We start from the raw sequence: 21,654 nt of genomic DNA, 5'->3' as shown, positions 1-21,654 counted from the left end.
GAAATGCGCTGCCTCATCGGGGCCTTGCGCCGCTCGGCGCCAAGCTGTGAATGGTTGGCGTTGGCGGCGTGTTGTTCGACGCGTGACGAGGTCGCCGATGAAAGGCCCTGCGGGTTGGGTACGCTAATTGCTAAGGTAATGCCCTTCGTAGCCCGGTCCCGGCGCCTCGACACAGCCGGAGCCACGGCTGACGCAGCATCGGCGGGAAGGGCCAGGCAGTCGCAGGGGATAGCCCCCGCGCTTGCTCGGGTCGTCCGGTAGCGCCGGGCGGGCTGATTGGAAACAACGACGGATTTCTAAGGTGGTGCGGGTGGTATCGGGGTTCGCTGATTCCTGCGGTAGTACAGATTTCGATGCGTGGTGGTTACGCTCGGGAGATTGGGTCGAGCCGCCGAACCAGCGACGCGGTGGCGAGAGCGGTGTGCAGCGGGTACAGGACGACTCTACGCTCTGTTACGTCAAGCGCCAGGTTGGCCACATCTATCGATCGTTGCTGCATCCGTTGGGGCGGCCGACGATCCTGCGTGAGGCCGCTGCCCTGCATGCCTGGCAGAAGTTGGGCGTGCGGGTGCCACAGGTGCGCTATGTTGGTGCGCGCAGCAGCGAGGGTGCGTGGCAAGCGCTGCTGGTGACCGAGGCGCTGGATGGCTTCGAGGATATCGAACAGTGGTATGCCGGCGGTGGGCGCGAACGCTGCGGAGAGGCGCTGCATGTCATCGTCCTGCAACGTCTGGGTGCCACCCTTGCGCGCCTGCATGAAGGGCGCTGGCAGCACGGCTGCCTGTATCCGAAACACATCTTCGTGGCGCTTCGTGGGGATGGTGAGGTCGAGGTGGCCCTGCTCGATCTTGAGAAGAGTCGGCGGCGACTGGTGAAAAACCGCGCCGCGCGTCACGATTTTCGCCAGTTGCGTCGCCATTCGTCCTGGAACGACGCAGACTGGGCGCAACTGCTCTACGGTTACCGCTCCGAGCAAGAGCGTCTGAAGAAGAGGAAGACTGCATGAAACTGGCGATTACCCGGGGACTCTTCCTCGTTGCCGCGCTCGGTGTCGCATCATTCGCCGCTGCTGCCTGGCAGGAGCCTGCCACTCAGGTGATGGTCGCAGCGCCTGGCGAAGGGCAGTGCCTGAAACCCGCCAGCGGTGATCGCGGTCTGCAGGTGCGTCCCGACCAGGATCTGCTGCTGTTCATCTTCGGCCTGTCCCAGAGCATGGGCTCCAACAGCTGAAACGAGGCGTTCTCGCTGACAGAAAAATCCCCTGCATGCAGGGGATTTTTCATTTCCGGGTTCAGACCCTGTGTCCGCCAGTCTCCGGTTCCGGGCTTGCCGGCTCGAAGCGGTCGGCCTTGGCCACCAGGGTGTAGATGCACGGCAGCACGAACAGGGTGAACAGGGTGCCCACGCTCATGCCGCTGGCGATCACCAGGCCGATGTCGAAGCGGCTGACCGCACCGGCGCCGGTGGCCAGGATCAGCGGGATCATCGCGAAGACCATCGCTGCGGTGGTCATCAGTACCGGGCGCAGACGAATAGCCGCCGCCTCCTCGATGGCCGCTCGGACGCTCAGGCCTTGCTCGCGACGCAGCTGGTTGGCGAACTCGACGATCAGGATGCCGTGCTTGGTAATCAGCCCGATCAGCGTCACCAGGCCCACCTGGGTATAGATGTTCATGCTCGAGAAACCGAGGAACAGTGGGATCAGCGCGCCGCAGATCGACAGCGGTACCGTCATCAGGATCACCAGTGGATCGCGGAAGCTCTCGAACTGCGCCGCCAGCACCAGGAAGATGATCGCCAGCGCCAGGCCGAAGGTAATGAACAGCGCACTGCCTTCCTGCACGTACTGGCGAGAGGCGCCAGCGAAGTCATAGCTGAAGCCCGCTGGCGCTTCCTCCTCTGCGATCTGCCGCACCGTCTCCACCGCGTCACCCATGCTCACCGTCGGGAAGCCCTGGATGATCGCCGAGTTGAGCTGCTGGAACTGGTTCAGCTGGGTCGGTCGCGCGCGGTCGCGGACCTTGATCAGCGTGGCCAGGGGCAGCATCTCGCCACTCTCGGCGCGCACGTAATAGCTGTCGAGCCAGCCTGGATTGTCGCGGTAGGCGCGCTCGACCTGGGCGATGACCTTGTAGCTGCGGCCTTCGATGGTGAAGCGATTGATCTCGCTTTCGCCGAGCAGGGTCGCCAGGGTGCCACCCAGGCTGTCCATCGAGACGCCCATCTGTGCGGCTTTCTGCCGGTCGATCTCGACCACCACTTCCGGCTTGTCGAAGGCCAGGTCGACGTCGATGAAGGCGAACTTGCCGGACTCCTCGGCGCGCACGCGAATGCGCTCGGCGACCTGCAGCAGCGACTCGTAGTCGTTCGGCGTGGTGACCACGAACTGGAACGGCAGACCTTCGCCAGTGCCGGGCAGGGCAGGGAGGTTGAAACCGAAGATCTGCAGGCCGGGAATCCGATCGAGCTTGGCCTGCACTTCCGGCAATACCTCCATCTGCGTCCGCTCGCGTTCGTCCCACGGCTTGAGCAGGAAGCCGCCAATGCCCGACTGCACGCCGTCGAAGCCGTTGATCTGGAACGAGGAGTAGTACTCGGGGAAGTCGCGGAAGATCTCGATGAACTGATCGGTATAGGCGTTCAGGTATTCCAGGTTGGCGGTCTGCGGCGCCTTGGCCATCATGAAGATGATGCCCTGGTCCTCGTCCGGCGCCAGTTCGTTCTTGGTCATCTTGACCATCAGTGGAATCAGGCAGAGCACGATGATGGTGAACACCACCACCACCGGCCGCGTGTCCAGGGTGCCACTCAGCGCGCGTTGGTAGCGCTGCTTGAGCCCGTCGAAGATCAGATCCAGGCGGTGTGCCAGGCCCGAGGGGTTTTCCTCGTGGCGCAGCAGCTTGGCGCACATCATCGGCGACAGGGTCAGCGCGACGATGCCCGAGATGATCACCGAGCCGGCCAGGGTCAGGGCGAACTCCTTGAACAGCGCGCCGGTGAGTCCCTCGAGAAAGCCGATGGGGGCGTACACCGCGGCCAGGGTGATGGTCATCGAAACCACCGGTACGGCAATCTCGCGGGCCCCTTCGATAGCCGCCTGGAACGGCGACTTGCCCTCCTCGATGTGGCGGTGGATGTTCTCCACCACGACGATGGCGTCATCCACCACCAGACCGATGGCCAGGACCATCGCCAGCAGCGTCAGCAGGTTGATCGAGTAGCCCATCAGCTGCATGAAGAACAGCACGCCGATCATCGACAGCGGGATGGTGATCACCGGGATCAGCACCGAGCGGAACGAGCCGAGGAACAGGAACACCACCACCACCACGATCAGTACCGCCTCGAACAGCGTCTTGACCACTTCGTCGATGGACGCCTGGATGAAGCGGGTGCCGTCGTAGGCGACCGAGACCTTGAGGTTCGGCGGCAGCTGCGACTCCAGCTCCGGCAGTGCCTTGCGCACCTCGGCGATGACATCCAGCGGGTTGGCGCTGGGGGTGCCCTTGATGCCGATGTAGACCGCGCGCTGGCCGTCGAAGGAGCTGATCGCGTTGTAGCTTTCCGCACCCATCTCGACCCGCGCCACGTCGCCGAGCAGAACCCGGCTGTCGCCGGCGATCTTCACCGGAATGGCGGCGAAGGCCTCGGGGGTTTTCAGATCGGTCTCGGCGTTGATGCTGGTGACCACGTACTCGCCCTTCACCTCGCCGGCGGCGGAGAGGAAGTTGTAACGCCGTACCGCGTCGTTCACCTCGCCGGCAGTGACGCCATAGGCGGCCAGCTTGACCGGGTCCAGCCACAGGCGCATGGCGAACACCTGGTTGCCGAGAATCTCCGCTTCGGCCATCCCCGGCAGGGTCGCCAGCTTGGGCTGGATGACGCGCGAGAGGTAGTCGGTGATCTGCGGGTTGGACAACTCGTCGCTGAAGAAGCTGATGTACATCAGCGCCATCGAGTCGGCGGCCTGGCGTGACAGCACCGGGTCTTCGGCGCTTTGCGGCAGCTGGTTCTTGACCGCGTTGGCCTTGGCCAGCAGGTCGGTGAACAGACGGTCGCTGTCGGTGCCGATGCGCGCGTAGATCGAGATCACCGAGTAGTTCTGCCGGCTCACCGAGGTCATGTAGTCGATGCCTTCGGCACTGGCCAGGCTCTGCTGCAGCGGTTGGGTGATGTAGCCCTGGATGGTCTCGGCGTTGGCCCCGGGGTAGGCGGTGGTGACGATGATCAGCGCGCTTTCCATCTGCGGATACTGACGGATTACCAGCTTGCTGAAGGCCTGTGCGCCGAGCAGGATGATCAGCAGGCTGACCACCATTGCCAGCACCGGGCGGCGGATGAAGGGATCGGTAAAGGCCATGTGGGGATTCCTTGCTGCCTGCGGGCGATCAGTTGGCTTGCTGTTCGCGGTTGCGTCTGGCCTGTTCGATGGGATCGTCCTCGATGCGCACGTGGCTGCCGTTGTCGATCTTCAGCTGGCCGGCGGTCACCACCTGCTCGCCTGCTTCGAGGCCGCGCAGCACGACAACGCGGGCGCCGCGGCGCTCGCCGGTCTCGACGAAACGGCGCTCGACTACCAGGCGCGGTTCATCTGCCGAGGCAGCGTCCGATTCGGTTTGCGGGTCCTGCTTGTCGGCGGGCTGTTCGCTGATCACGTACACCGAGTTGCCGTAGAGGGTGAAGGTGATCGCGGTTTCCGGTACCACGACACGCTCCTGCGGATTGGGCAGCAGCACCTCGAGGTTGGCGAACATGCCGGGCAGCAGCTTGCCCTCGGGGTTGGCCAGGCGAGCACGGACCAGCAGGTTGCGGGTGGTGGTCTCGACCTTGGGGTTGATGGCGACTATCTCGGCGACGAACTGCTCATCCGGGTAGGCCGCCACGCTCAGCTCGACCGACTGACCCAGGGCGAGCAGCGGTGCGTCCTGCTCGGGCAGGAAGAAGTCGACGAACAGTGTCGAGAGATCCTGCAGCGTGGCGATGGGGCTGCCGGGCGAGACGTAGGTACCGACGTCGACCTGGCGAATCCCGACGGTACCGGCAAAGGGCGCGACTATGCGCTTCTTCGCCAGGGTCGCGCGCAACTGGGCGACGCTGGCGTTGGCCTTTTCCAGCTCGGCACTGAGGCGGTCGAACTCGCTCTTGGAGATCGCCTGGCGGGCGACCAGGTTGCGGCCACGCTCGAACTCCACCCGCGCCAGGCCCAGGCTGGCCTCGGCGGTGGCCAGGCTGGCCTGCTCGACGGCGCTGTCCATCTCGATGATCGGCTGGCCGGCAGTGACCTTCTCGCCGGAATCGAACTGCACCGCCTTCACCGTGCCGCCCACTTCGGCGGTCAGCTCGACACCCTGGAACGCCTTGAGCGTGCCGATCGCCGGCAGCCGGCTCTGCCACTGCACGGCCTCGGCATGGGCTGCGGCGATGCTGATCGGCGGCTTCGGCTGACTGAAGCCCTGGATCATGCTGTAGATGGAATATCCCTTGTAGGCGCCGAGGGCTACCACTACCAGAACGACGACACCAATCATGATCAGCATGCGGCGGAGCAACATGTTCTTTTTCCTTGAGTCTGTTACTGCCTGGGAGCACGGCAAGGCGGGAACCTTAGACCCCTGTCCGAGCCAAGTCAAAAGGCTTGTGACGACGAAAAATGTACTGATCCGGGAGTGCAACTCAGTGTAGCTGCAAATGCATCAAAGCCCCGTCGTACGGGCGTTCCGCTCGGTTGGCGCGGAACGCCCGCAGGCCTTAGCGGCCGAGGCGTCGGGTCAGTTCGGCAAGGCCGGAAGAGAGTTCATGCAGGCTCTGGCTGGCGCGTTCGGTGTGTTGCACGCTTTCCTGGTTGCTGGCGGCGATTCCTGCCAGTTCGATCAGGTTTCTCGAGATGTCGTCGGCGACCTGGGTCTGCTCTTCGGCGGCAGTGGCGATCTGCCGGGTCATGTCACGGATGGTTTCCACCGAGCGGGTGACCCCGCCGAGGATTTCGCCGGCCAGGGTGACCTGTTCGACGCCGCTCTGGCTGCTGTGCTGGCCGCTTTCAACGGCCTTGACCGCTTCCTGGGTGCCGCGTTGCACGGCTTCGATGATCTGGTTGATCTCGGCGGTGGACTGCGCGGTGCGCTGGGCGAGGTTGCGCACCTCGTCGGCGACCACGGCGAAGCCACGGCCCTGTTCGCCAGCCCGCGCCGCCTCGATTGCCGCGTTGAGCGCGAGCAGGTTGGTCTGCTCGGCGATGCCATGGATCACCGCGAGCACCTCGCCGATCCGGCCGCTGTCGACCGACAGGCGCTGCAGCACTTCGGCCATGCCGGTGATGTCGTTGCGCAACGTGCCGATGCTGGCGATGGTCTGGCGCATGGCCTGCTCGCCCTGGCGGGTGGCGGCTTCGGCGGCGTCGGCAGCCTGGGCCGCCTCGCCGGTGTGGCGCGCGACCTCCTGGGCGGTGGCGGACATTTCCTCCATCGCGGTGGCCACGTGGTCGGTACGCTCGCCCTGGTCGCGGACACCCTGGCTCATGCTGGTCGCCACCGAATTCAGCTCGCCGCTGGCGTGATCGAGCTGGTTGCTGCTGTTCTTCAGGCGCTCGAAGGTGTCGGCGAGGAAGCTGCGCAGGGTTTCCGTGGCCTTGGCCAGGCGGCCCAGCTCGTCCTCTCGCGACGGGTAGCGATGCGCGGTGAAGTCGCCCTGGGCGAGCTGGCCGACATGGCCGATCAACAGGGCGATCGGGCGGATCAGCACGCGGTTGAGCAGCCAGAGTGCGAACAGCCCGACCAGTACGGCCGAGGCGAGCATCAGCAGGCTGCCCCAGAGGATGGTGCTCTGTGCCCGCTGGTTGATGATTTCCGCCTGGCTGTCGCTGATGCCGTGCAGCTCGTCGACCAGCGCTGACAGCTGCTCGGTGGTCGCCCGGTCGATGCCCTTGACGGCGGCATCCCCCGCCTGCGGGTCGGCGCCGGCGGCGAGGAAGGCATCGCGCCCCTTGCGATAGGCGCTGCCGAGACTCTGGTGTTCACTGCGCAGGCGCTCTACCTGCTGGCGCAGCGCAGCGTCGGTGCCGTCTGCGTTGGCCAGGCGGGCGAGCAGCTCCTGGATCTTGCGCTCCTGGGTCTCGAACTGCCCCCAGTACCTGTCCAGGTTGGCGCGGTCCTGGCCTCGTAACAGCACGTTCTTCCATTCCTGGACCTGGATCTTGAACTCGAGGTTGATCTCGTCGGCCAACTGGCTGGCCTGTATCGGGCCGTCGAGCAGCCCGCGGTAGGCCTGCATGCCGGCGGAGAGAAAAGCGAAACAGGCCAGGGCGATGGCCAGAATCAGCACCAGGCTGCCGGTTTGCAGGGCGAGCAGCTGTGCTCGCAACGAGGATTTCAGTGACATGTCGATGCTCTCGGAGGGGCTTATTGCCAAGGGTGTGGTGGTGCATCCGAAGGCGTTCCGCCCGGGCGCTGCAGGGCGCCTCGGCGGTGTTCGGTCCATGCCTGGCGAGCGTGAGCTCGGTCCGTTTCGACGCGTGTCTGCGTGCAGGGGGCTGGGGTGGCAGTGAGCAGTCCGTTGCCGGTAGCAGGGTATCGGCAGCTGCTGCCTCTGCTTGAGCAGCATAGGCGAGCTGTGCCGAGTTGTAGTGGCGCTTTGCCGGGCACGCCTGGAGCGGGCTTCAGGCCAGGCGCAGGTGGTTGTCCCAGAGCCCTGCCGGCAACTCCAGCGGGCGCATGCGAATGCTCGGCGAGCGGCAGTCGTAGTGCCGGCAGCGGCCCTGCCCGGAACTGACGACGAAACCTTCGGCAGTGGCGGCGACGCCGGCGCAGTCGGCCAGGGGGACATCCAGCAGCAGCGTTTCGCTGTCCAGGTTCCAGATGAAGAAGCGATTGCCGCGCGGGGCGGTCAGCGCCAGCAGGCGCAACTCGTCGTGGATGGCCACGCTGGCGGTGTACTGGTTCATCGCCTGGCGCTGCGCCTCGCCCAGGGCGAAGGGGCGAAACGCCTGGCCGGGTCGCTTGATCGCCAGCAGTGCTGCCTGCTCGTGACCATCGCCCATGTACTGCTGGCCGCTGACCACCGTGCCGTCGCGAGCCACGGCCAGATGGCGCACGCTGTTCTGCTGTTCGGCCAGTCGTTCCCGGCTGAGCAGACGGCCATCACGGGAGAGCAGCACCAGGCTTGCGTCCATTGCGTCGAGGTTCATCTCCACCCGGCTGTCCGCTTCGGTGCGGATCCCGCCGTTGGCGATCACCAGGGTGTCGCCGTCCGGCATCCACAGCAGCTGATGCGGTCCAACACCGTGGCTGCTCAGTTCGCCGCTGTGCTGCAGCAGATTCTGCTCCAGGCGATAGACGCCGATCACGCCGCGGCCCGGTTCGCGGGTGTCGTTCTCGGTGCTGTAGAGGTATTCGCCGTCACGGTGAAATACCGCATGGCCCTGGAAATGGCGATCCTGACGGCTGTGCAGGGTCTGCAGCAGGCGACCGTCGCGGGTGTCGAGCAGATAGCTCTCGCGGCTCGGGCGTCGCCCGACGAACAACGCCAGCGGCAGGAACGGGTGCGGCACCACGTCGTGGCAGCGCTCGGTCACCCGGCAGCTGAAGACCCGCTGGCCGTCCAGCCGGTAGCCGACGGCGTGATGACCGCCCTGGGCATCGTCGCGGGCGGACAGCAGCAACGGGCCGCCGTCGCCGCGACCGAGTGTCCAGCCGGCCAGGGCGCTGCCGGCGAGCAGGGCGCCGCCCAGGGAGAGAAAGGTTCTGCGTTGCACCAGGGAGCCTCCGCTACTGGGTCTCAGTCACCGTCGTGGGCGTTGAAGCCCAGGGGGATCTCCAGCGCCCGCGACAGCTCGCTCTCGTGCAGGCGGTGCAGCCGATCGAGGCTGTCATAGAGCGCGTCCAGTTCCTCGCGTGCGGCCGGGTCGGCCAGCGCTTCGCCCAGGGGGCGCTGCTGGGCCGCGAGACGCTTGCGGGTATCACTGAACGCCTCGTCGATCCTCTTCACCAGGTTCTGATGCTGTGCCCCCGGCAGGCTGCGCACGCCGTTGTCGTCATTGCCGCGCCAGACCTGTTCCGCGCTCGCCAGCGCCGCCGCTAGGTTGGCCAGGGAGGCCTTGCTGCGCCAGGCTTCGGCCTGGAATGGTTGGGCCACGCCCTTGCTCTGCCGGCCCAGCGGGGTGCCGAGCTTCTTCTTCAGCCCATCCAGCGCGCTGACCTGGGTGCGCAGCAGCTCGCCGAGCGCTTCGCGGCCGTCCGGGTAGCGGGTGTTGGGGGTGCTGCGCAACATCGCGGCCATGCCCTGCTCACCTTCCCAGAGATTCAGGACCTCGTCTGCCAGGCCGCGCTGATGGCTGGCGATGGCCTGCAGCATCGGGCAGTAGCGGGCCTTCTGCGAGTCGTCGGCAAGATCCAGTGCCGGATCGAAGAGCAGGTATTCGTAGGCGCTCAGGCCCTGCACCACGACACTGGCCTTGCCCAGCGCCGCAGCGTCCAGCTGCGGATTGCTCTGTACCAGGCGTTCGACCTGGCGCCCGACCAGGTTCTTCTTGTCCGGCCAGAACTGCACCTGCCAGGCGCGATTACCCTCGCTCAGCGGACCGACCGCCAGCGGTTGCAGCGCCGCCCAGGCACTCTGCGCAGCGCTGAAATGCTGGCGTGCCTGGGTCAGATCCTGCTCGCCGGCACAGAAGGCGCGGGCGCTCTGTTCGAGCGTGCGATTGGCTTCGCTCCAGCCATGATAGGCCGGCAGCAGCACATTGCTGGCCAGGGCTGCACTCACCTTCTGGTGCGGGTCCTGCGGGGCACAGGCAGCGAGCGCGAGGGTCAGCGCCAGGCTGCCGAGCAGACGGAAAGAGGTTTGCATGGACGCTCCTAGAGTGAGTCGAGAAAGGCCAGCAACGCGGCGCGCTGCTCGGCGTCGAAGCTGAGGACCTGCTGGCGCGCGGCGTGTGCCTCGCCGCCATGCCAGAGCACGGCTTCCAGCAGGGTTCTGGCGCGACCGTCGTGGAGGAAGGTCGCCTGCGGATTGACCACCTGGGCCAGGCCGATGCCCCACAGCGGCGCGGTGCGCCATTCGCTGCCACTGGCAAGAAACTCGGGGCGGCCGTCGGCCAGGCCTTCGCCCATGTCATGCAGCAACAGATCGGTATAGGGGCGGATGAGCTGGTTGGCCAGCTCCGGCTCCGCGGCATCCGCCGAGGTGATCAGGCTCGGAACGTGGCACTTGTGACAGCCGGCCTGCTGGAACAGTTGCCTGCCGGCGAGCACCTGCGCGTCGTCGACTCGCCGGCGCGCTGGCACGGCGAGATTGCGCGTGTAGAACAGCACGCTGTTGCGTATCGCCTCGCTGACCTCCTGCGCACCCTCTGTGTCAGCGCCATGGGGCAGCTGGCGACAGGCCGTTTGCGCCGGGGTGCAGTCGTCATGGGGCAGCAGCGGGCTGGTCAGACCCATGTCGTTGGCGAAGGCGTGGGCGTTCTGCTGATCGACGCTCGGCTGGCCGGCCTTCCAGCCGAACCGGCCGAGCACCTCGCGTTGCGCCGCGTCGTCCCAGACCCGGTTGGGCCGCCCGGAGATGCCGTCGCCGTCGCGATCGTCGGGATCGGCCAGGGCGATGATGGTCTGCTCGTCGACGGCTTCGAGCAGGCCCAGACCGATCATGGCCGGGGCGATGCGTGCCGAGGTCATTACCTGCGGATGCATCGGCCCGTAGCCCAGCTCGCTGATCAGCAGCCGGGGCTTGCGCAGCTCGATCTGGCTGCCGTCGGCTAACGGCACGGCAAAGTGCTCGTAGCCGACACGCACGCGCCCCTCGGGGGCTGCGCCGGGTACCGCCATGTCCTGCAGCTGGCCGCCGTAGACCGGCTCCGGGACCACGCCCAGGCGCCGCAGCGTTTGCTCGTCGCCGGCGCGGGCGGGAATCGACAGGCGGACCAGCATGCTCACCGCATGCGCGGCGTCGGCCGCCGGCGGATGGCCGCGGCCATCCTTGATATGGCAGTTCTGACAGGCGTTGGTATTGAACAGCGGGCCGAGACCGTCGCGTGCGGTGGTGCTGGCCGGCGCGATGACCCAGGGGTTGCGGAAGAAGCTGTTGCCGACGCTGAAGTCCAGCCGGCGCGACGGCGAGAGGTTGGCAGACGGCATCGAGTAGGCATTGGCATCCTGCTTGAACACGCTGGTCGCGCCGCCGGACAGCGCCTCGCCGGGTTCGGCGGACGGCGGGGTTTCGGCCGAGCAGGCGCTCAGCAGGGCGGCGAAGAGCGACACGAACAACGGACGCAACATGACGATGGCAGCTCGAGGCGGATGAATCGGGGTCAGTATCTTAGCAGGCTAACTAGATCTGAATAAGAGCGGTTTGCGTTTGCGGGTGCGACAAAAAGCCCCTCCGCGCTTGCGCGCGAGAGGGGCCGAGTGCGGCGCCGACTCAGAATTCGTGGTCGGCGGTTTCCGGATTGAGGTCGCTCAGGCCCAGTGCCGCGGCAGCCTTCTCGATCGAACCGGTCTGCTGCACCAGGGCGGCAATGGCGTCGCGCACCAGCTGCTGGCCCTGCTCGTTGTCGGCAGCGATGAGTTGATCGAAATGCTGGCCGGCAGCGGCACTGTCGACCAGCGCCTGGAGCCGGGCTTCGCTCTGCTCAAGATCGCTCCTGAGCGTCTGGTCGGCCTTGGCGTCGGCCTTGGTGACCAGGTCGGCGAGGCTCGGCCCCTTGACCAGGCTGCCGTCGCGCCGCAGGTACTCGCCCAGGTAGACGTTACGGATGCCCTTGCCGTTGTAGAAGTGCGAGTTGTGGGTGTTGTCACTGAAGCAGTCGTGCTCGTCCTCGGTGGAGTTGGCCTCCAGCGCGACCTTCATACGCTCGCCGGCCAGCTCGCCGAGCGACAGGCTGCCCATGCCGAAGAACATCTTGCGCAGACCGTTTTCGGCTGGCTCGGCAAGCAGGCTGGCGCGGTAGTTTTCCTGCTCCGGCTGCCATTGCGCGACCATTTCCTCGAGATCGCTGACCAGCAGACGGGTAGCCGCCTCGAGGAAGGCGCGGCGGCGTTCGCAGTTGCCGCCGGTGCAGCCCTCGCCGACGCTGAAGTCGCTGGCCGGGCGTGCGCCTGCGCCCGCCTCGGTGCCGTTGAGGTCCTGACCCCAGAGGAGAAATTCGATGGCGTGGTAACCGCTGGCGACGTTGGCCTCCGAGCCGCCCAGCTCGTTCAGGCTGGCAAGCAGCTCCGGGGTGATCTGACTGGCGTCGATCAGGTCCTCGCCGACGCGGATTTCGCTGTTGGCGATGATGTTGGCGGTGGCGCCCGGGTTGCCGAGCGCATGCTGATAGTCGCCTTCGACGTAGTCGATCAGGCCTTCGTCCAGCGGCCAGGCGTTGACCTGTCCTTCCCACTCGTCGACCACCGGGTTGCCAAAGCGGAACACCTCGCTCTGCATATAGGGGACGCGTGCCTTGATCCAGGCTTCGCGCGCGGCGGCCAGGGTCTGCTCGGTGGGTTCGGCGAGCAGTGCCTCGATGGCCTTCTGCAGCTCCAGAGCGCCGCCGTGGGCATCGCTGAATACCGCCAGGGCCATGTCTGCGTAATGCGCCACCACCGCCTTGGTTGCGCTCTCGTCGGCGACTGCCGGCTGCGCGGGCGTCGTGCTGGCAGCAGCTGGCTGTGCTGCAGTCTGGGTCGGCTCGGTCGGGCGATCATCACCGCAACCGGCGAGGGAGATGGCAATGGCTAGCAGGCTGGCACTGGCCAGGGGCATGCGTTTCATGACGAAGTCCTTGGTTTGTTCTGAATGCGGCGGGCTGCCGCAAGCGAACAACATAATGCGAAAGATTTTCATTTTTGAAAAGCCAATGCACTGCCTGCGACCGGGCAGGGCGTGGGCCTGGGCGTGATTCGCCGGGTCAGTAGGGCAGCAGGCGATCCGCCTCGCTCTGGCGCGCCTGCTTGAGGTACTGCACCAGTTCGCGGGCGGGCAGTGGCCGACTGTAGAAGTAGCCCTGACCCTCGTCGCATTTCTGCTCGATGATGTAGGTCTCCTGCTCGGCCGTCTCCACGCCCTCGGCGATGACCAGCATGCCCAGGCTGTGACCGAGCTGGATGATGGTGCGCACGATGGTGGCGTCATCCTCGTCTTCCAGCAGGTCCTGGACGAAGCTCTTGTCGATCTTGATCTTGTCCAGCGGCAGGCTCTTCAGATAGCTGAGCGAGGAATAGCCTGTGCCGAAATCGTCGATTGCGATCAGGGCGCCGGCGTGGCGCAGGCTGAGCAGGTGCTTGGCGGCGGTATTGATGTCTTCCATCAGGCCGGTCTCTGTCACTTCCAGCTCCAGGCTGCCGGCAGGCAGGCGATAGACCTGCAGCAGGTTGCTCACCAGGCGCGGCAGCTCGGTGTGGTGCAGTTGCACGGTGGAGAGATTGACCGCCATGCGCAGCTGGGTAAAACCCTGGTCGTGCAGTTCGCGCAACTGCCTGCAGGACTGGTCGAGCACCCATTCGCCAATCCCGATGATGCTGCCGTTCTGCTCCGCCAGCGGGATGAACAGGTCTGGCGGAATCATGCCCTCCTCGGGATGCTTCCAGCGCAGCAGTGCCTCCACACCCACCACCCGATGGTGACGGAAATCGATCTGCGGCTGGTACACCAGCGACAGTTCGTTGCGTTCCAGCGCCATGCGCAGGTCTTTCTCCAGCTCGCGGCGACGGCGCATCTCGCTGTCGACGCTGGCGATGTAGAACTGGTAGCGATTGCGCGAGCGGCTCTTGGCCAGCGTCATGGTCTGTTCGGCTTTCTGCAGCAGCTTCTCGGTGGCGTCGCCGTCCTCGGGAAACAGGGTGATGCCGATGGTGGCGCGCAGGCGGATTTCCTGGTCATTGATCATGAACGGCTGTTCGAGGTCATCGAGCACGTTCTGCGCCAGCTCCGCCGCTTCGTAGGGCTCATCGAGATCGGTCTGCACCAGCGCGAACTGATCGCCGCCCAGGCGCGCAAGGGCACACAGCCGGGCGCTGTGACCGCGCAGGCGGTCAGAGAGGGCGAGCAGCAACTGGTCGCCGGTTTCATAGCTGAACTGCTCGTTGATGCCTTTGAAATCGTCCAGGCCGAGGCAGAGTACCGCGACCCGCCGTTGCAGGCGGGTCGCATCGTCGAGCACGTTGTCGAGCTGCTGCTGCAGCAGCAGGCGATTCGGCAGGCCGGTAAGGAAATCGTACTGGGCCATGCGCTGCAGACTGCTTTCGGCCTCCTGGCGCAGCCGCGAATTGCGCTCGATGGAGGACAGCAGATCGTTGGCAGTGCGTATCCACAGGCCGAGTTCGTTGCGCTCGTGGCCGCGTGGCATCGGTAGCGCGTGCTCGCCTGGGTGGTCGGGGTTGATGTCGCTCAGGTGATCGATGATTCGCGACAGCGGCTTGGTCAGCATCCAGTGGTAGATCAGGTAGAGCACCATCGCCAGCGCCAGTGCGCGCAGGACGCCGGAGACGAAGATGATCACCGAGTTGAGCAACCAGTCTTCACCGTAAGGGGCGGTATCCAGGGTCAGGTGCAGGTCGCCGTAATGCTCGCTGTAGGGCCCGCGACCGACCAGGGGTATGGAAAAGCTGGCCTCGGTGCCGAGAATCGGGTCGGTCAGCCAGCGGCTGTCGATCTGCAGCGGCGGCCGGGAGTTCTCTGCCAGTACCGGATCGTCCGGATGGCCGATGGAGGCGTGACGCACGGCTTCGTGTTGCAGCAAACCTTCGATCACCTGCATGCCCATCTCGCGATCCAGGCTGTAGATCGCCTGGGTCGAAGGGTCGCGAAACATGGCCAGAACGCGCTGGGCATCGTGGGAAATGCTCTGCTTGGTCTTGTGGGCGTCGTAGATGATCTGCGCAACGCTCAGCAGCACGCCGACCAGCAGCGCACAGAGCAAAACCACGCGCAGCAGTTTGAGCGAGAGACTGTGCTTGAATTCCAGCTTCACGAGCGCGGATCCTTGTTCAGAGCCAAGTGTCGTTCTTGTACCGCGAGTATCGACGCCGATTGCCGTCGGGTCAAAGTGCCATCATCGAAGATGCGCGCAAAAGTGATCGGAGCCCGTCCGATCTGCTCATTCTAGTGGCCCGGCTTCATATCGCCAGTACGTCGAACGGCGCAAACGAAGAGCCCGGCGTGATGCCGGGCTCTTCGGGTGTCGCAGGGGCTGGATCAGGCAGCGAAGTTCTTCGCCACGAATTCCCAGTTCACCAGGTTCCAGAACGCCTCGACATACTTCGGCCGCAGGTTGCGGTAATCGATGTAGTAGGCGTGTTCCCAGACGTCGCAGGTCAGCAGCGGGGTGTCGCCGCTGGTCAGCGGGCAGCCGGCACCGATGGTGCTGGCCAGGGCCAGGGAGCCGTCGGCCTTCTTCACCAGCCAGCCCCAGCCGGAGCCGAAGGTGCCGATGGAGACCTTGCTGAACTCTTCCTTGAACTTGTCGAAGGAACCGAAGGCTGCGTTGATCGCGTCAGCCAGGGCGCCGGTCGGCTGGCCGCCGCCATTGGGGCTCAGGCAGTTCCAGTAGAAGGTGTGGTTCCAGACCTGCGCGGCGTTGTTGAAGATGCCGCCGGAAGAGGTCTTGACGATTTCTTCCAGGCTCTTGCCTTCGAACTCGGTGCCCGGCACCAGGTTGTTCAGGTTCACCACGTAGGTGTTGTGGTGCTTGTCGTGGTGGTATTCCAAGGTTTCCTTGGAAATGTGCGGCTGCAGTGCGTCATGTGCATACGGCAGTGGCGGCAATTCGAAAGCCATGGGTATCTCCTTCTCAGTCAGGACGGGTGCGACGAGCGCGGGGCGCGGTGGCCGATCACGGAGGGTTGCTCACGGAGGGCCGATTTCGGATGGCCGACTACAGGTGGCCTGAAACAGGGCGACGAGGGTTTCCACCCGCTTGCGCCACAGGGCCGGGATCATAACACCCGACCTGTGACATAACCACGCAGCTTCTGTAGGGGAAAGGCCTTAGCGCGAGCCTTGCGGGCAGATCCTCGCGACCTGCGCAGGTATGTCGGCGTTGCAATGGACCTCTATGCACTCAGGGGGTTGCAGTTGGCGTCAGGATCAACTGGCTGGCGATGGCCAGCAGCATCAGTGCCACCAGCAGATCGATTGCGCGCCAGATCCGCGGTTGTGCCAGCCAGGGGGCGAGCCGCGCTGCGCCCAGCGCCAGACAGAGAAACCACAACAGCGATGCGCTCATGGCGCCACCGGCGAAGGCGGCCGGGAGGGTCTGCGCCGAGCCCAGCGAACCGAGCAGTACGACGGTGTCCAGGTAGACGTGCGGATTGAGCAGGGTCACCGCCAGGGTCGTCAGCAGCACCGTGCGGCGTGAGCGCAGGGCCTTGCCGTCGGTCTGCTCCAGGCTGCCGGGACGCCATGCCCGGTATAGCGCGCGTGCGGCATAGCCGATGAGAAACAGTGCGCCGCCCCAGCGCGCCAGTTCCAGCAGCAGGGGTTCGCTGGCCAGCAGGCGGGCCAGACCGAAGACCCCGGCGCAGATCAGCAGACAGTCGCAGACCACGCAGACCAGTGCGGCGGTGAGCGGGTGTTCGCGGCGCAGGCCCTGGGTGAGGACGAAGAGGTTCTGCGCACCTATCGCCATGATCAGGCCGGCGCCCAATCCCAATCCGTTGATATAGCTCTGCCACATGTCTGCTGCCTCGAAGGGGCCGCGACGGGAGGCGGCCTGAAGAGCTGACAGGGTGGCGGAGCTGCCTGTATAAGAAAAACAGAAGTTGCTAATGATTCATAAGGAAAGATGATGATCGACTACAAGCTATTGCTCGCCCTGCTGGCGGTGACCGAGGAGCGCGGCTTCGAGCGCGGCGCGCAACTGCTGGGGTTGTCGCAGTCGGCCATCTCGCAGCGAATCAAGCTGCTGGAAGCGCGCGCCGGCGGCCCGGTACTCAGTCGCAGCACGCCGCCACAGCCCACCGAACTGGGGCGGCGGCTGCTCAACCATGCGCAACAGGTGCGGCTACTGGAGCGTGATCTCAAGGCGCAGATACCGGGGCTGGACGAAGAAGGCCTGCCTGAGCGGCTGCGCATCGCGCTGAATGCCGACAGCCTGGCGACCTGGTGGGGAGCGGTGGTGGGTGAATTCTGCGTGCAGCGCGGGTTGCTGCTGGACTTGCAGGTGGAGGATCAGGACATCGGCGTGCGGCGGATGCGCGAGGGTGATGTGGCCGCCTGTCTCTGTTCCGCTGAGCGCCCGCTGGCCGGAGCGCGCAGTCTCTACCTGGGCAACATGCGCTATCTGGCGGTGGCCAGCCCGCAGTTCCTGCAACGGCATTTCGCCGCAGGCCTGGAGCCTTCCCGGCTGGCCCAGGTCCCGGCGGTGGTGTTCGGTCGGGATGATCGTCTGCAGCACCGCTACCTCGCCGCGCTGGGCGTGGAAGGGCGTTTCCTACACCATCTTTGCCCCTCGTCCGAAGGCTTCGTCCAGTTGCTGCTGGCCGGCATGGGTTGGGGCATGGTCCCGGCGCCGCAGGTCGAGGCGGCGCTGGCCAGCGGACGCCTGCAGGTACTGCCGGGCGGCGAGGTGCTCGATGTGCCGCTGTACTGGCACCACTGGCGCAATGGCGGTGAGTTGCTGGCGCAGCTGACCAGCCATCTGGCGCGTGAGGCGCCGCGGCATCTTCAGGCGTAGATGCGCTGGCCGCGGTAGATACGTACCGACTGGCCGGCGTGGACGGCGGGTGGCGAACTTGCGGCGACAGGGCGTGCGCTGGCGACCGGCTGAGGATGCTCGTCGCTCAACTCGGCCAGTTGCGCGCCAAGCTTGCGGATTTCATCGGATTGCGAACACAGGCAGGCACTGAGCATGGCGCTCACTGCATCCTGCTGACTGAGGCGAATATCCAGGGCCATTTCCTGCTTCAGCTTGCGGCGTACCGCCTGCATGCAATCGAGCACTGCCTTGTTCAGTTCCATGGTGTCCCCCTCGCAGAAAAAGTGCCGCGGGTCCTCCTTCCCGGATTTCCCGCGGCGACATCCCCGGCGCGTTCGGCTCCTGCCAGCCTTGCGCGCCTCGGCCTCCCTGCCTGTGGTGCCCCCAAGACACCGCTGGGACCAATGCAAGGGGTGGGCCAGTTTTTCAAGTGGCTGCCAGACGCGCTGAATCTGCCCTGACGAGTTCGGGTGATGCGCTTCGGTGATGCGCCTGCATCTCTCGTAAGTCGCTGATTCTGCTGGCAACGGGCGTGCCCTGCAGAGCTGGTGCGAGCGTGTTTGCACGGCCTGCGGGCGGTTGGCTGGCCGTCGCCGCGAAGTGCCTCGACGCGTCCGTTCTGCGCTTCGTCGGTGCAGTGCGCACCTGGCTGGCGCGGCGCTGTGGCGGAGAAGGTGAACCGGTATACTGCCGGCCTTTTCGCCAGCCCGGCGATGGACTTCTGCGAGCGGTAGGTCAGACATGCGCAACGATACTCACGACGAACTGGAAGTGTTTAGCGGTCTTCGGGCCGAGGTGGATGACGACCGCGCTGTCGAGCGCTTTGACGAGCCTGCTCGTGAGTCGCTGGGGCGCCCGGTCGCCTCGCCGCCCGTTGCCAGGAGCGCGAGCGGCACCGGCCTGCTCTGGGCACTGGTGGTTGCACTGCTGATCTCGCTGGGCGGGCTGGGCTGGTGGAGCCATAGCCAGATAAGCCTGATGAGTGCGCAACTGGTGGCGACCCAGGAAAGTTTTGCCCGCATCAGCGAAGAAGCGGCGGGGCGCATTCAGGACATCACCGGCAAGGTGGTGGCGACCGAGTCCAGCGTCACCAGCGAAAGCGAATCGCTCAAGCTGCGCATCAAGCAGCTGGAAACCCGTCAGGCCGAGCTGCTCAAGCAGCAGCAGGCGCTGACCCAGGGGCAGGCCGGCCAGGACAAGCAACTGCAACAACTGGTGGCTGAGTTGAAGGGGCAGCGGGGCGGCCAGGCGCAGACCGAGGCGCAATTGAAGAAGCTGGCGACCGAGCAGGCCAGCCTGAAGACCGAGCAGGCCTCGCTGAAGGCGGCCCAGGGCGGCACCGGCAAAATCGAAAGCCAGCTTGCCGGGCTGAGCAGCGAAGTGGCGGCCCTGAAGAAGGCCGACGTCAGCCAGTCCGTGCGCCGACTCGAGCAGGATCTGCTGGTGCTGCGCAGCGAGCTGGACAACCGTCCCGCCGCCGCCCAAGGCCCGGCGACTGCCGAGTTCGACGCCTTCCGTGCGCAGATGACGCGCAACATCAATGCCCTGCAGAGTCAGGTGCAGAACCTGCAGCAGCAGCTCGACGCGCGCTGAATCGATGAACTACCTGGCGCACCTGCATCTGGGCGGCGAACGTCCGGAGCAGTTGCTCGGCAGTCTCTATGGCGACTTCGTCAAGGGACCGCTGGCCGGGCAGTGGCCGGCACCGATCGAGGCATCGATCCGCCTGCACCGGCGTATTGATGTGTTCACCGATGCCCATCCGGTGATCGTCGCCGCACGCGCGCGCTTCCCCGCTGCGCGCCGGCGTTATGCCGGTATCCTGATCGACCTGTTCTTCGACCATTGCCTGGCGCTGCACTGGCAGCACTTCGCTGAGCAGTCGCTGGACGAGTTCACCGGACAGGTCTATCGCGTGCTGGCGGCGGAGCCTGCCTTGCCGCCGCGTCTGGCGCTGATCGCGCCACGCATGGCCGCGCAGGACTGGCTCGGCAGCTACCGCGATTTCGCGGTGCTGGAACAGGTGCTGCGTGGCATGCAGCGGCGGCTGTCGAGACCCGAGGGGCTGGATGGGGCGCTGGCTGAGCTGGATGCGCTGTACCAACCGTTGAGCGAGGACTTTCTCGCCTTCTATCCGCAGTTGCAGGCGGCCGTCGAGCGCTTGCGCGAGGTTTAGCACTGGCGCTGTAGGCGTCCTGGACGCAGCTTCTATCCTGCGCTATGGCCTGATTCGGCCGCTGTTCCGGTTCCAGCGTAAGCACCATCAATTGGTGGATGGCTTCGACCATCCACCCTACGAGGATCGGCCGCGTCGTCCGCAGGCTGCGAAAATGGTTTCTGACTCGGGTCCGGATCGGATCAGCCAAGTAGGGTGGACAACGGAGCAGCCTTGTCCACCGACGGGCCTGGGCCGTCCGTAGGTTGGGCCGCAAGGCCCTACAATGTGCCTTCACCGCCGGACCGGTTGGCCGAATCAGGCCGCCTGTTCGATCTGTTCGTCCGTCCCGTTCAGCGCGGTCTCGATGGCCGCACGGGCCTGGCGTGCGAGCGCCGAGCGCTCGCCGTCCCGGGTCTCGATCGGCGGCAGCAACTGGATATGCACCTCGCCGACGTCCGCCTCAAGCAGGCGCAGCAGATGCTCGGTCAGCTCGTCGTCGCCGACGAAGGGGGCCAGCGGATCGAGCTCGCCGTTGCGCCGGTAGCGCACCGCTACCGGCTGCAGTGCCACGCCCGCTTCGATGGCGCCGCCGAGCAGACGTCCGTGAAAGGCGCGCACGCTTTCGCCCGTGGTGCTGGTGCCTTCGGGAAACACCAGCAGCGGGCAGCCGTCCTGCAGGCGCTCGGCGATCTGCCGGTTCAGCAGCAGGCCGTCGCCAGCGCCGCGGCGGATGAACAGGGTGCCGGCGCGCTCGGCCAGCCAGCCGGCCAGCGGCCAGTTGCGCACCTCGGCCTTGGACAGGAAGGACAGTGGCAGCAGTTGGCCCAGCAGCGGGATGTCGGTCCATGACACGTGGTTGGCGACCCACAGCATCGGCTGCTGCGGTTTCTCGCCGCTGAGCCTTACGCGAAACGGTAGCGCCGCGCTCAGCCAGCCCATGAAGCGCCGGCTCAGACGCTGGCGCAGCGCCAGTTTCTGGGTCCGGCCAACCTTCTCCAGCAGGCTGACGCTTGCGGCCAGCGCGGCGCCAGCAGCCAGCACCAGCAGCAGCCGTGTCAGGCGTGCGTACAGGCGCAACCTGCGCATCAGACTGCAGCCTTGAAGTGCCGGGCGTAGCGCGGACAGAGCTGGTCGCGCTTGAGCAGGATGAACACGTCGGCGACCTGGAAATCCTGATCCCAGCAGGGCTCGCCGCAGATCTTCGCCCCCAGGCGCATGTAGGCCTTGAGCAGCGGCGGCATCTCGGCGCTGAGGTTGTCCGGCACCTGCAGCCGCGGCAGCGGGGTGCGCGGTTCGGCGCGCAGGTGCTCGTTGCACAGGTAGCGGCCGCGCAGGCGCTGCATGATCGCCTCGGCCTGGATGCCGCCATCCTTCATCGGGATGCTGGCGCAGCCCATCAGGTAGCTGTAGCCACCTTCGTTGAGTACCTCCGCCAGCTCCGCCCAGAGCACGGCGATGGTGCCGCCGTTGCGGTATTCCGGGGCGACGCAGGTGCGGCCGATCTCCAGTACCGGGCCTTCCAGACGGGCCAGGCCATGCAGGCTGAATTCCTCTTCGCTGTAGAAGCCGCCGAGGCGCTGCGCGGCCTGGTGGTCGAGCAGACGGGTGGTGGCGACCAGCCTGCCGCTGTTCAGGTCGCGCACGCCGATGTGCGCGCAGTGGGCATCGAAGTCATCCATGTCCAGGCCAAGTTCGGCGCCCTTGAGGCGTGCCTCGAACTCGCTGGAAAAGACTGCGTAGCGCAGGGCCTGAGCCTCGCGCAGGGCGACGGCGCCCTCCAGTCGTTCTGCCTGCAGTCGACGTGCGCCTTGCGTGTCGATCTTGTTCATCTATCAGCCTC

Annotated in this window: 18 protein-coding genes and 1 pseudogene; 5 read left to right on the top strand and 14 right to left on the bottom strand. The window is 65.8% G+C overall.

Annotation, left to right across the window (positions count from 1 at the left end):
• The first annotated feature begins 310 nt into the window (after positions 1 to 310).
• A complete protein-coding gene (locus tag DBO85_RS00820; RefSeq protein ID WP_108104935.1) occupies positions 311 to 1,006 on the top strand; it encodes a lipopolysaccharide kinase InaA family protein in 696 nt (231 codons plus the stop codon).
• Entirely contained in the window at positions 1,003 to 1,230 is a 228-nt protein-coding gene (locus tag DBO85_RS00815) for a hypothetical protein (protein ID WP_108104335.1), read from the top strand. The genes DBO85_RS00820 and DBO85_RS00815 overlap by 4 nt, the downstream gene beginning before the upstream one ends.
• A 61-nt stretch (positions 1,231 to 1,291) precedes the next feature.
• On the opposite strand, the gene DBO85_RS00810 is transcribed toward DBO85_RS00815, so the two are convergent.
• The 11 genes and pseudogenes from DBO85_RS00810 to DBO85_RS00765 all read right to left on the bottom strand — a co-directional run bounded on the left by DBO85_RS00810 (position 1,292) and on the right by DBO85_RS00765 (position 16,636).
• The gene (locus DBO85_RS00810; RefSeq protein ID WP_108104333.1) at positions 1,292 to 4,360 is read right to left on the bottom strand and encodes a multidrug efflux RND transporter permease subunit; all 3,069 of its coding nucleotides are present in this window, start codon (positions 4,358 to 4,360) and stop codon (positions 1,292 to 1,294) included.
• Positions 4,361 to 4,388: 28 nt separating this feature from the next.
• Entirely contained in the window at positions 4,389 to 5,552 is a 1,164-nt protein-coding gene (locus DBO85_RS00805; RefSeq protein WP_108104331.1) for an efflux RND transporter periplasmic adaptor subunit, read from the bottom strand.
• A gap of 196 nt (positions 5,553 to 5,748) precedes the next feature.
• A complete protein-coding gene (locus tag DBO85_RS19615; protein ID WP_407681435.1) occupies positions 5,749 to 6,453 on the bottom strand; it encodes a methyl-accepting chemotaxis protein in 705 nt (234 codons plus the stop codon).
• Between the two features lie 228 nt (positions 6,454 to 6,681).
• Positions 6,682 to 6,792, bottom strand: a pseudogene (locus DBO85_RS19610) (hypothetical protein); the annotation flags it as partial.
• Between the two features lie 859 nt (positions 6,793 to 7,651).
• On the bottom strand, positions 7,652 to 8,746 hold the full coding sequence (locus tag DBO85_RS00795) for a DUF1513 domain-containing protein (protein WP_108104327.1): 1,095 nt from the start codon (positions 8,744 to 8,746) through the stop codon (positions 7,652 to 7,654).
• A gap of 23 nt (positions 8,747 to 8,769) precedes the next feature.
• On the bottom strand, positions 8,770 to 9,837 hold the full coding sequence (locus tag DBO85_RS00790; protein WP_108104325.1) for an imelysin family protein: 1,068 nt from the start codon (positions 9,835 to 9,837) through the stop codon (positions 8,770 to 8,772).
• An 8-nt stretch (positions 9,838 to 9,845) separates the two neighbouring features.
• Positions 9,846 to 11,261, bottom strand: a complete 1,416-nt coding sequence (locus DBO85_RS00785) for a di-heme oxidoreductase family protein (protein WP_108104323.1) — start codon at positions 11,259 to 11,261, stop codon at positions 9,846 to 9,848.
• 142 nt (positions 11,262 to 11,403) lie between these two features.
• Positions 11,404 to 12,735 carry an imelysin family protein gene (locus DBO85_RS00780; protein WP_108104933.1) on the bottom strand — a complete coding sequence of 444 codons (1,332 nt, stop codon included), beginning with the start codon at positions 12,733 to 12,735 and terminating at the stop codon, positions 11,404 to 11,406.
• 136 nt (positions 12,736 to 12,871) lie between these two features.
• Positions 12,872 to 14,932, bottom strand: coding sequence for a putative bifunctional diguanylate cyclase/phosphodiesterase (locus DBO85_RS00775; protein WP_108104321.1), 2,061 nt, complete (start codon positions 14,930 to 14,932; stop codon positions 12,872 to 12,874).
• Positions 14,933 to 15,156: 224 nt separating this feature from the next.
• Positions 15,157 to 15,738 (bottom strand): superoxide dismutase [Fe], encoded by a 582-nt coding sequence (gene sodB / locus DBO85_RS00770; RefSeq protein ID WP_108104319.1) that lies wholly within the window; start codon positions 15,736 to 15,738, stop codon positions 15,157 to 15,159.
• Positions 15,739 to 16,021: 283 nt separating this feature from the next.
• The gene (locus tag DBO85_RS00765) at positions 16,022 to 16,636 is read right to left on the bottom strand and encodes a LysE/ArgO family amino acid transporter (RefSeq protein WP_108104317.1); all 615 of its coding nucleotides are present in this window, start codon (positions 16,634 to 16,636) and stop codon (positions 16,022 to 16,024) included.
• A 111-nt stretch (positions 16,637 to 16,747) separates the two neighbouring features.
• On the opposite strand from DBO85_RS00765, the gene DBO85_RS00760 reads away from it, so the two are divergent.
• Positions 16,748 to 17,635: a LysR family transcriptional regulator ArgP gene (locus DBO85_RS00760; RefSeq protein WP_108104315.1), complete on the top strand. Its 888-nt coding sequence runs from the start codon at positions 16,748 to 16,750 to the stop codon at positions 17,633 to 17,635.
• Here DBO85_RS00760 and DBO85_RS00755 read toward each other — a convergent pair.
• The gene (locus DBO85_RS00755) at positions 17,626 to 17,919 is read right to left on the bottom strand and encodes a hypothetical protein (RefSeq protein ID WP_108104313.1); all 294 of its coding nucleotides are present in this window, start codon (positions 17,917 to 17,919) and stop codon (positions 17,626 to 17,628) included. The genes DBO85_RS00760 and DBO85_RS00755 overlap by 10 nt on opposite strands.
• Positions 17,920 to 18,397: 478 nt before the next feature.
• Here DBO85_RS00755 and DBO85_RS00750 point away from each other — a divergent pair, with 478 nt between their 5' ends.
• Together DBO85_RS00750 and DBO85_RS00745 are read left to right on the top strand one after the other, a co-directional pair.
• Positions 18,398 to 19,249: an ATPase gene (locus DBO85_RS00750; RefSeq protein ID WP_108104311.1), complete on the top strand. Its 852-nt coding sequence runs from the start codon at positions 18,398 to 18,400 to the stop codon at positions 19,247 to 19,249.
• A gap of 4 nt (positions 19,250 to 19,253) precedes the next feature.
• Positions 19,254 to 19,832 carry an acyl carrier protein phosphodiesterase gene (locus tag DBO85_RS00745; RefSeq protein ID WP_108104309.1) on the top strand — a complete coding sequence of 193 codons (579 nt, stop codon included), beginning with the start codon at positions 19,254 to 19,256 and terminating at the stop codon, positions 19,830 to 19,832.
• A 297-nt stretch (positions 19,833 to 20,129) separates the two neighbouring features.
• On the opposite strand, the gene DBO85_RS00740 is transcribed toward DBO85_RS00745, so the two are convergent.
• Positions 20,130 to 20,900 (bottom strand): lysophospholipid acyltransferase family protein, encoded by a 771-nt coding sequence (locus DBO85_RS00740; RefSeq protein WP_108104307.1) that lies wholly within the window; start codon positions 20,898 to 20,900, stop codon positions 20,130 to 20,132.
• On the bottom strand, positions 20,900 to 21,643 hold the full coding sequence (olsB, locus tag DBO85_RS00735; protein ID WP_108104305.1) for an L-ornithine N(alpha)-acyltransferase: 744 nt from the start codon (positions 21,641 to 21,643) through the stop codon (positions 20,900 to 20,902). The genes DBO85_RS00740 and olsB overlap by 1 nt, the downstream gene beginning before the upstream one ends.
• Between the last annotated feature and the right edge of the window lie 11 nt (positions 21,644 to 21,654).

It is taken from the genome of Pseudomonas mangrovi, from assembly GCF_003052585.1.
Lineage (GTDB): Bacteria > Pseudomonadota > Gammaproteobacteria > Pseudomonadales > Pseudomonadaceae > Aquipseudomonas > Aquipseudomonas mangrovi.
The sequence above is the reverse complement of the archived record's forward strand: the minus strand, read 5'-3'. Positions and strand labels throughout refer to the sequence as shown.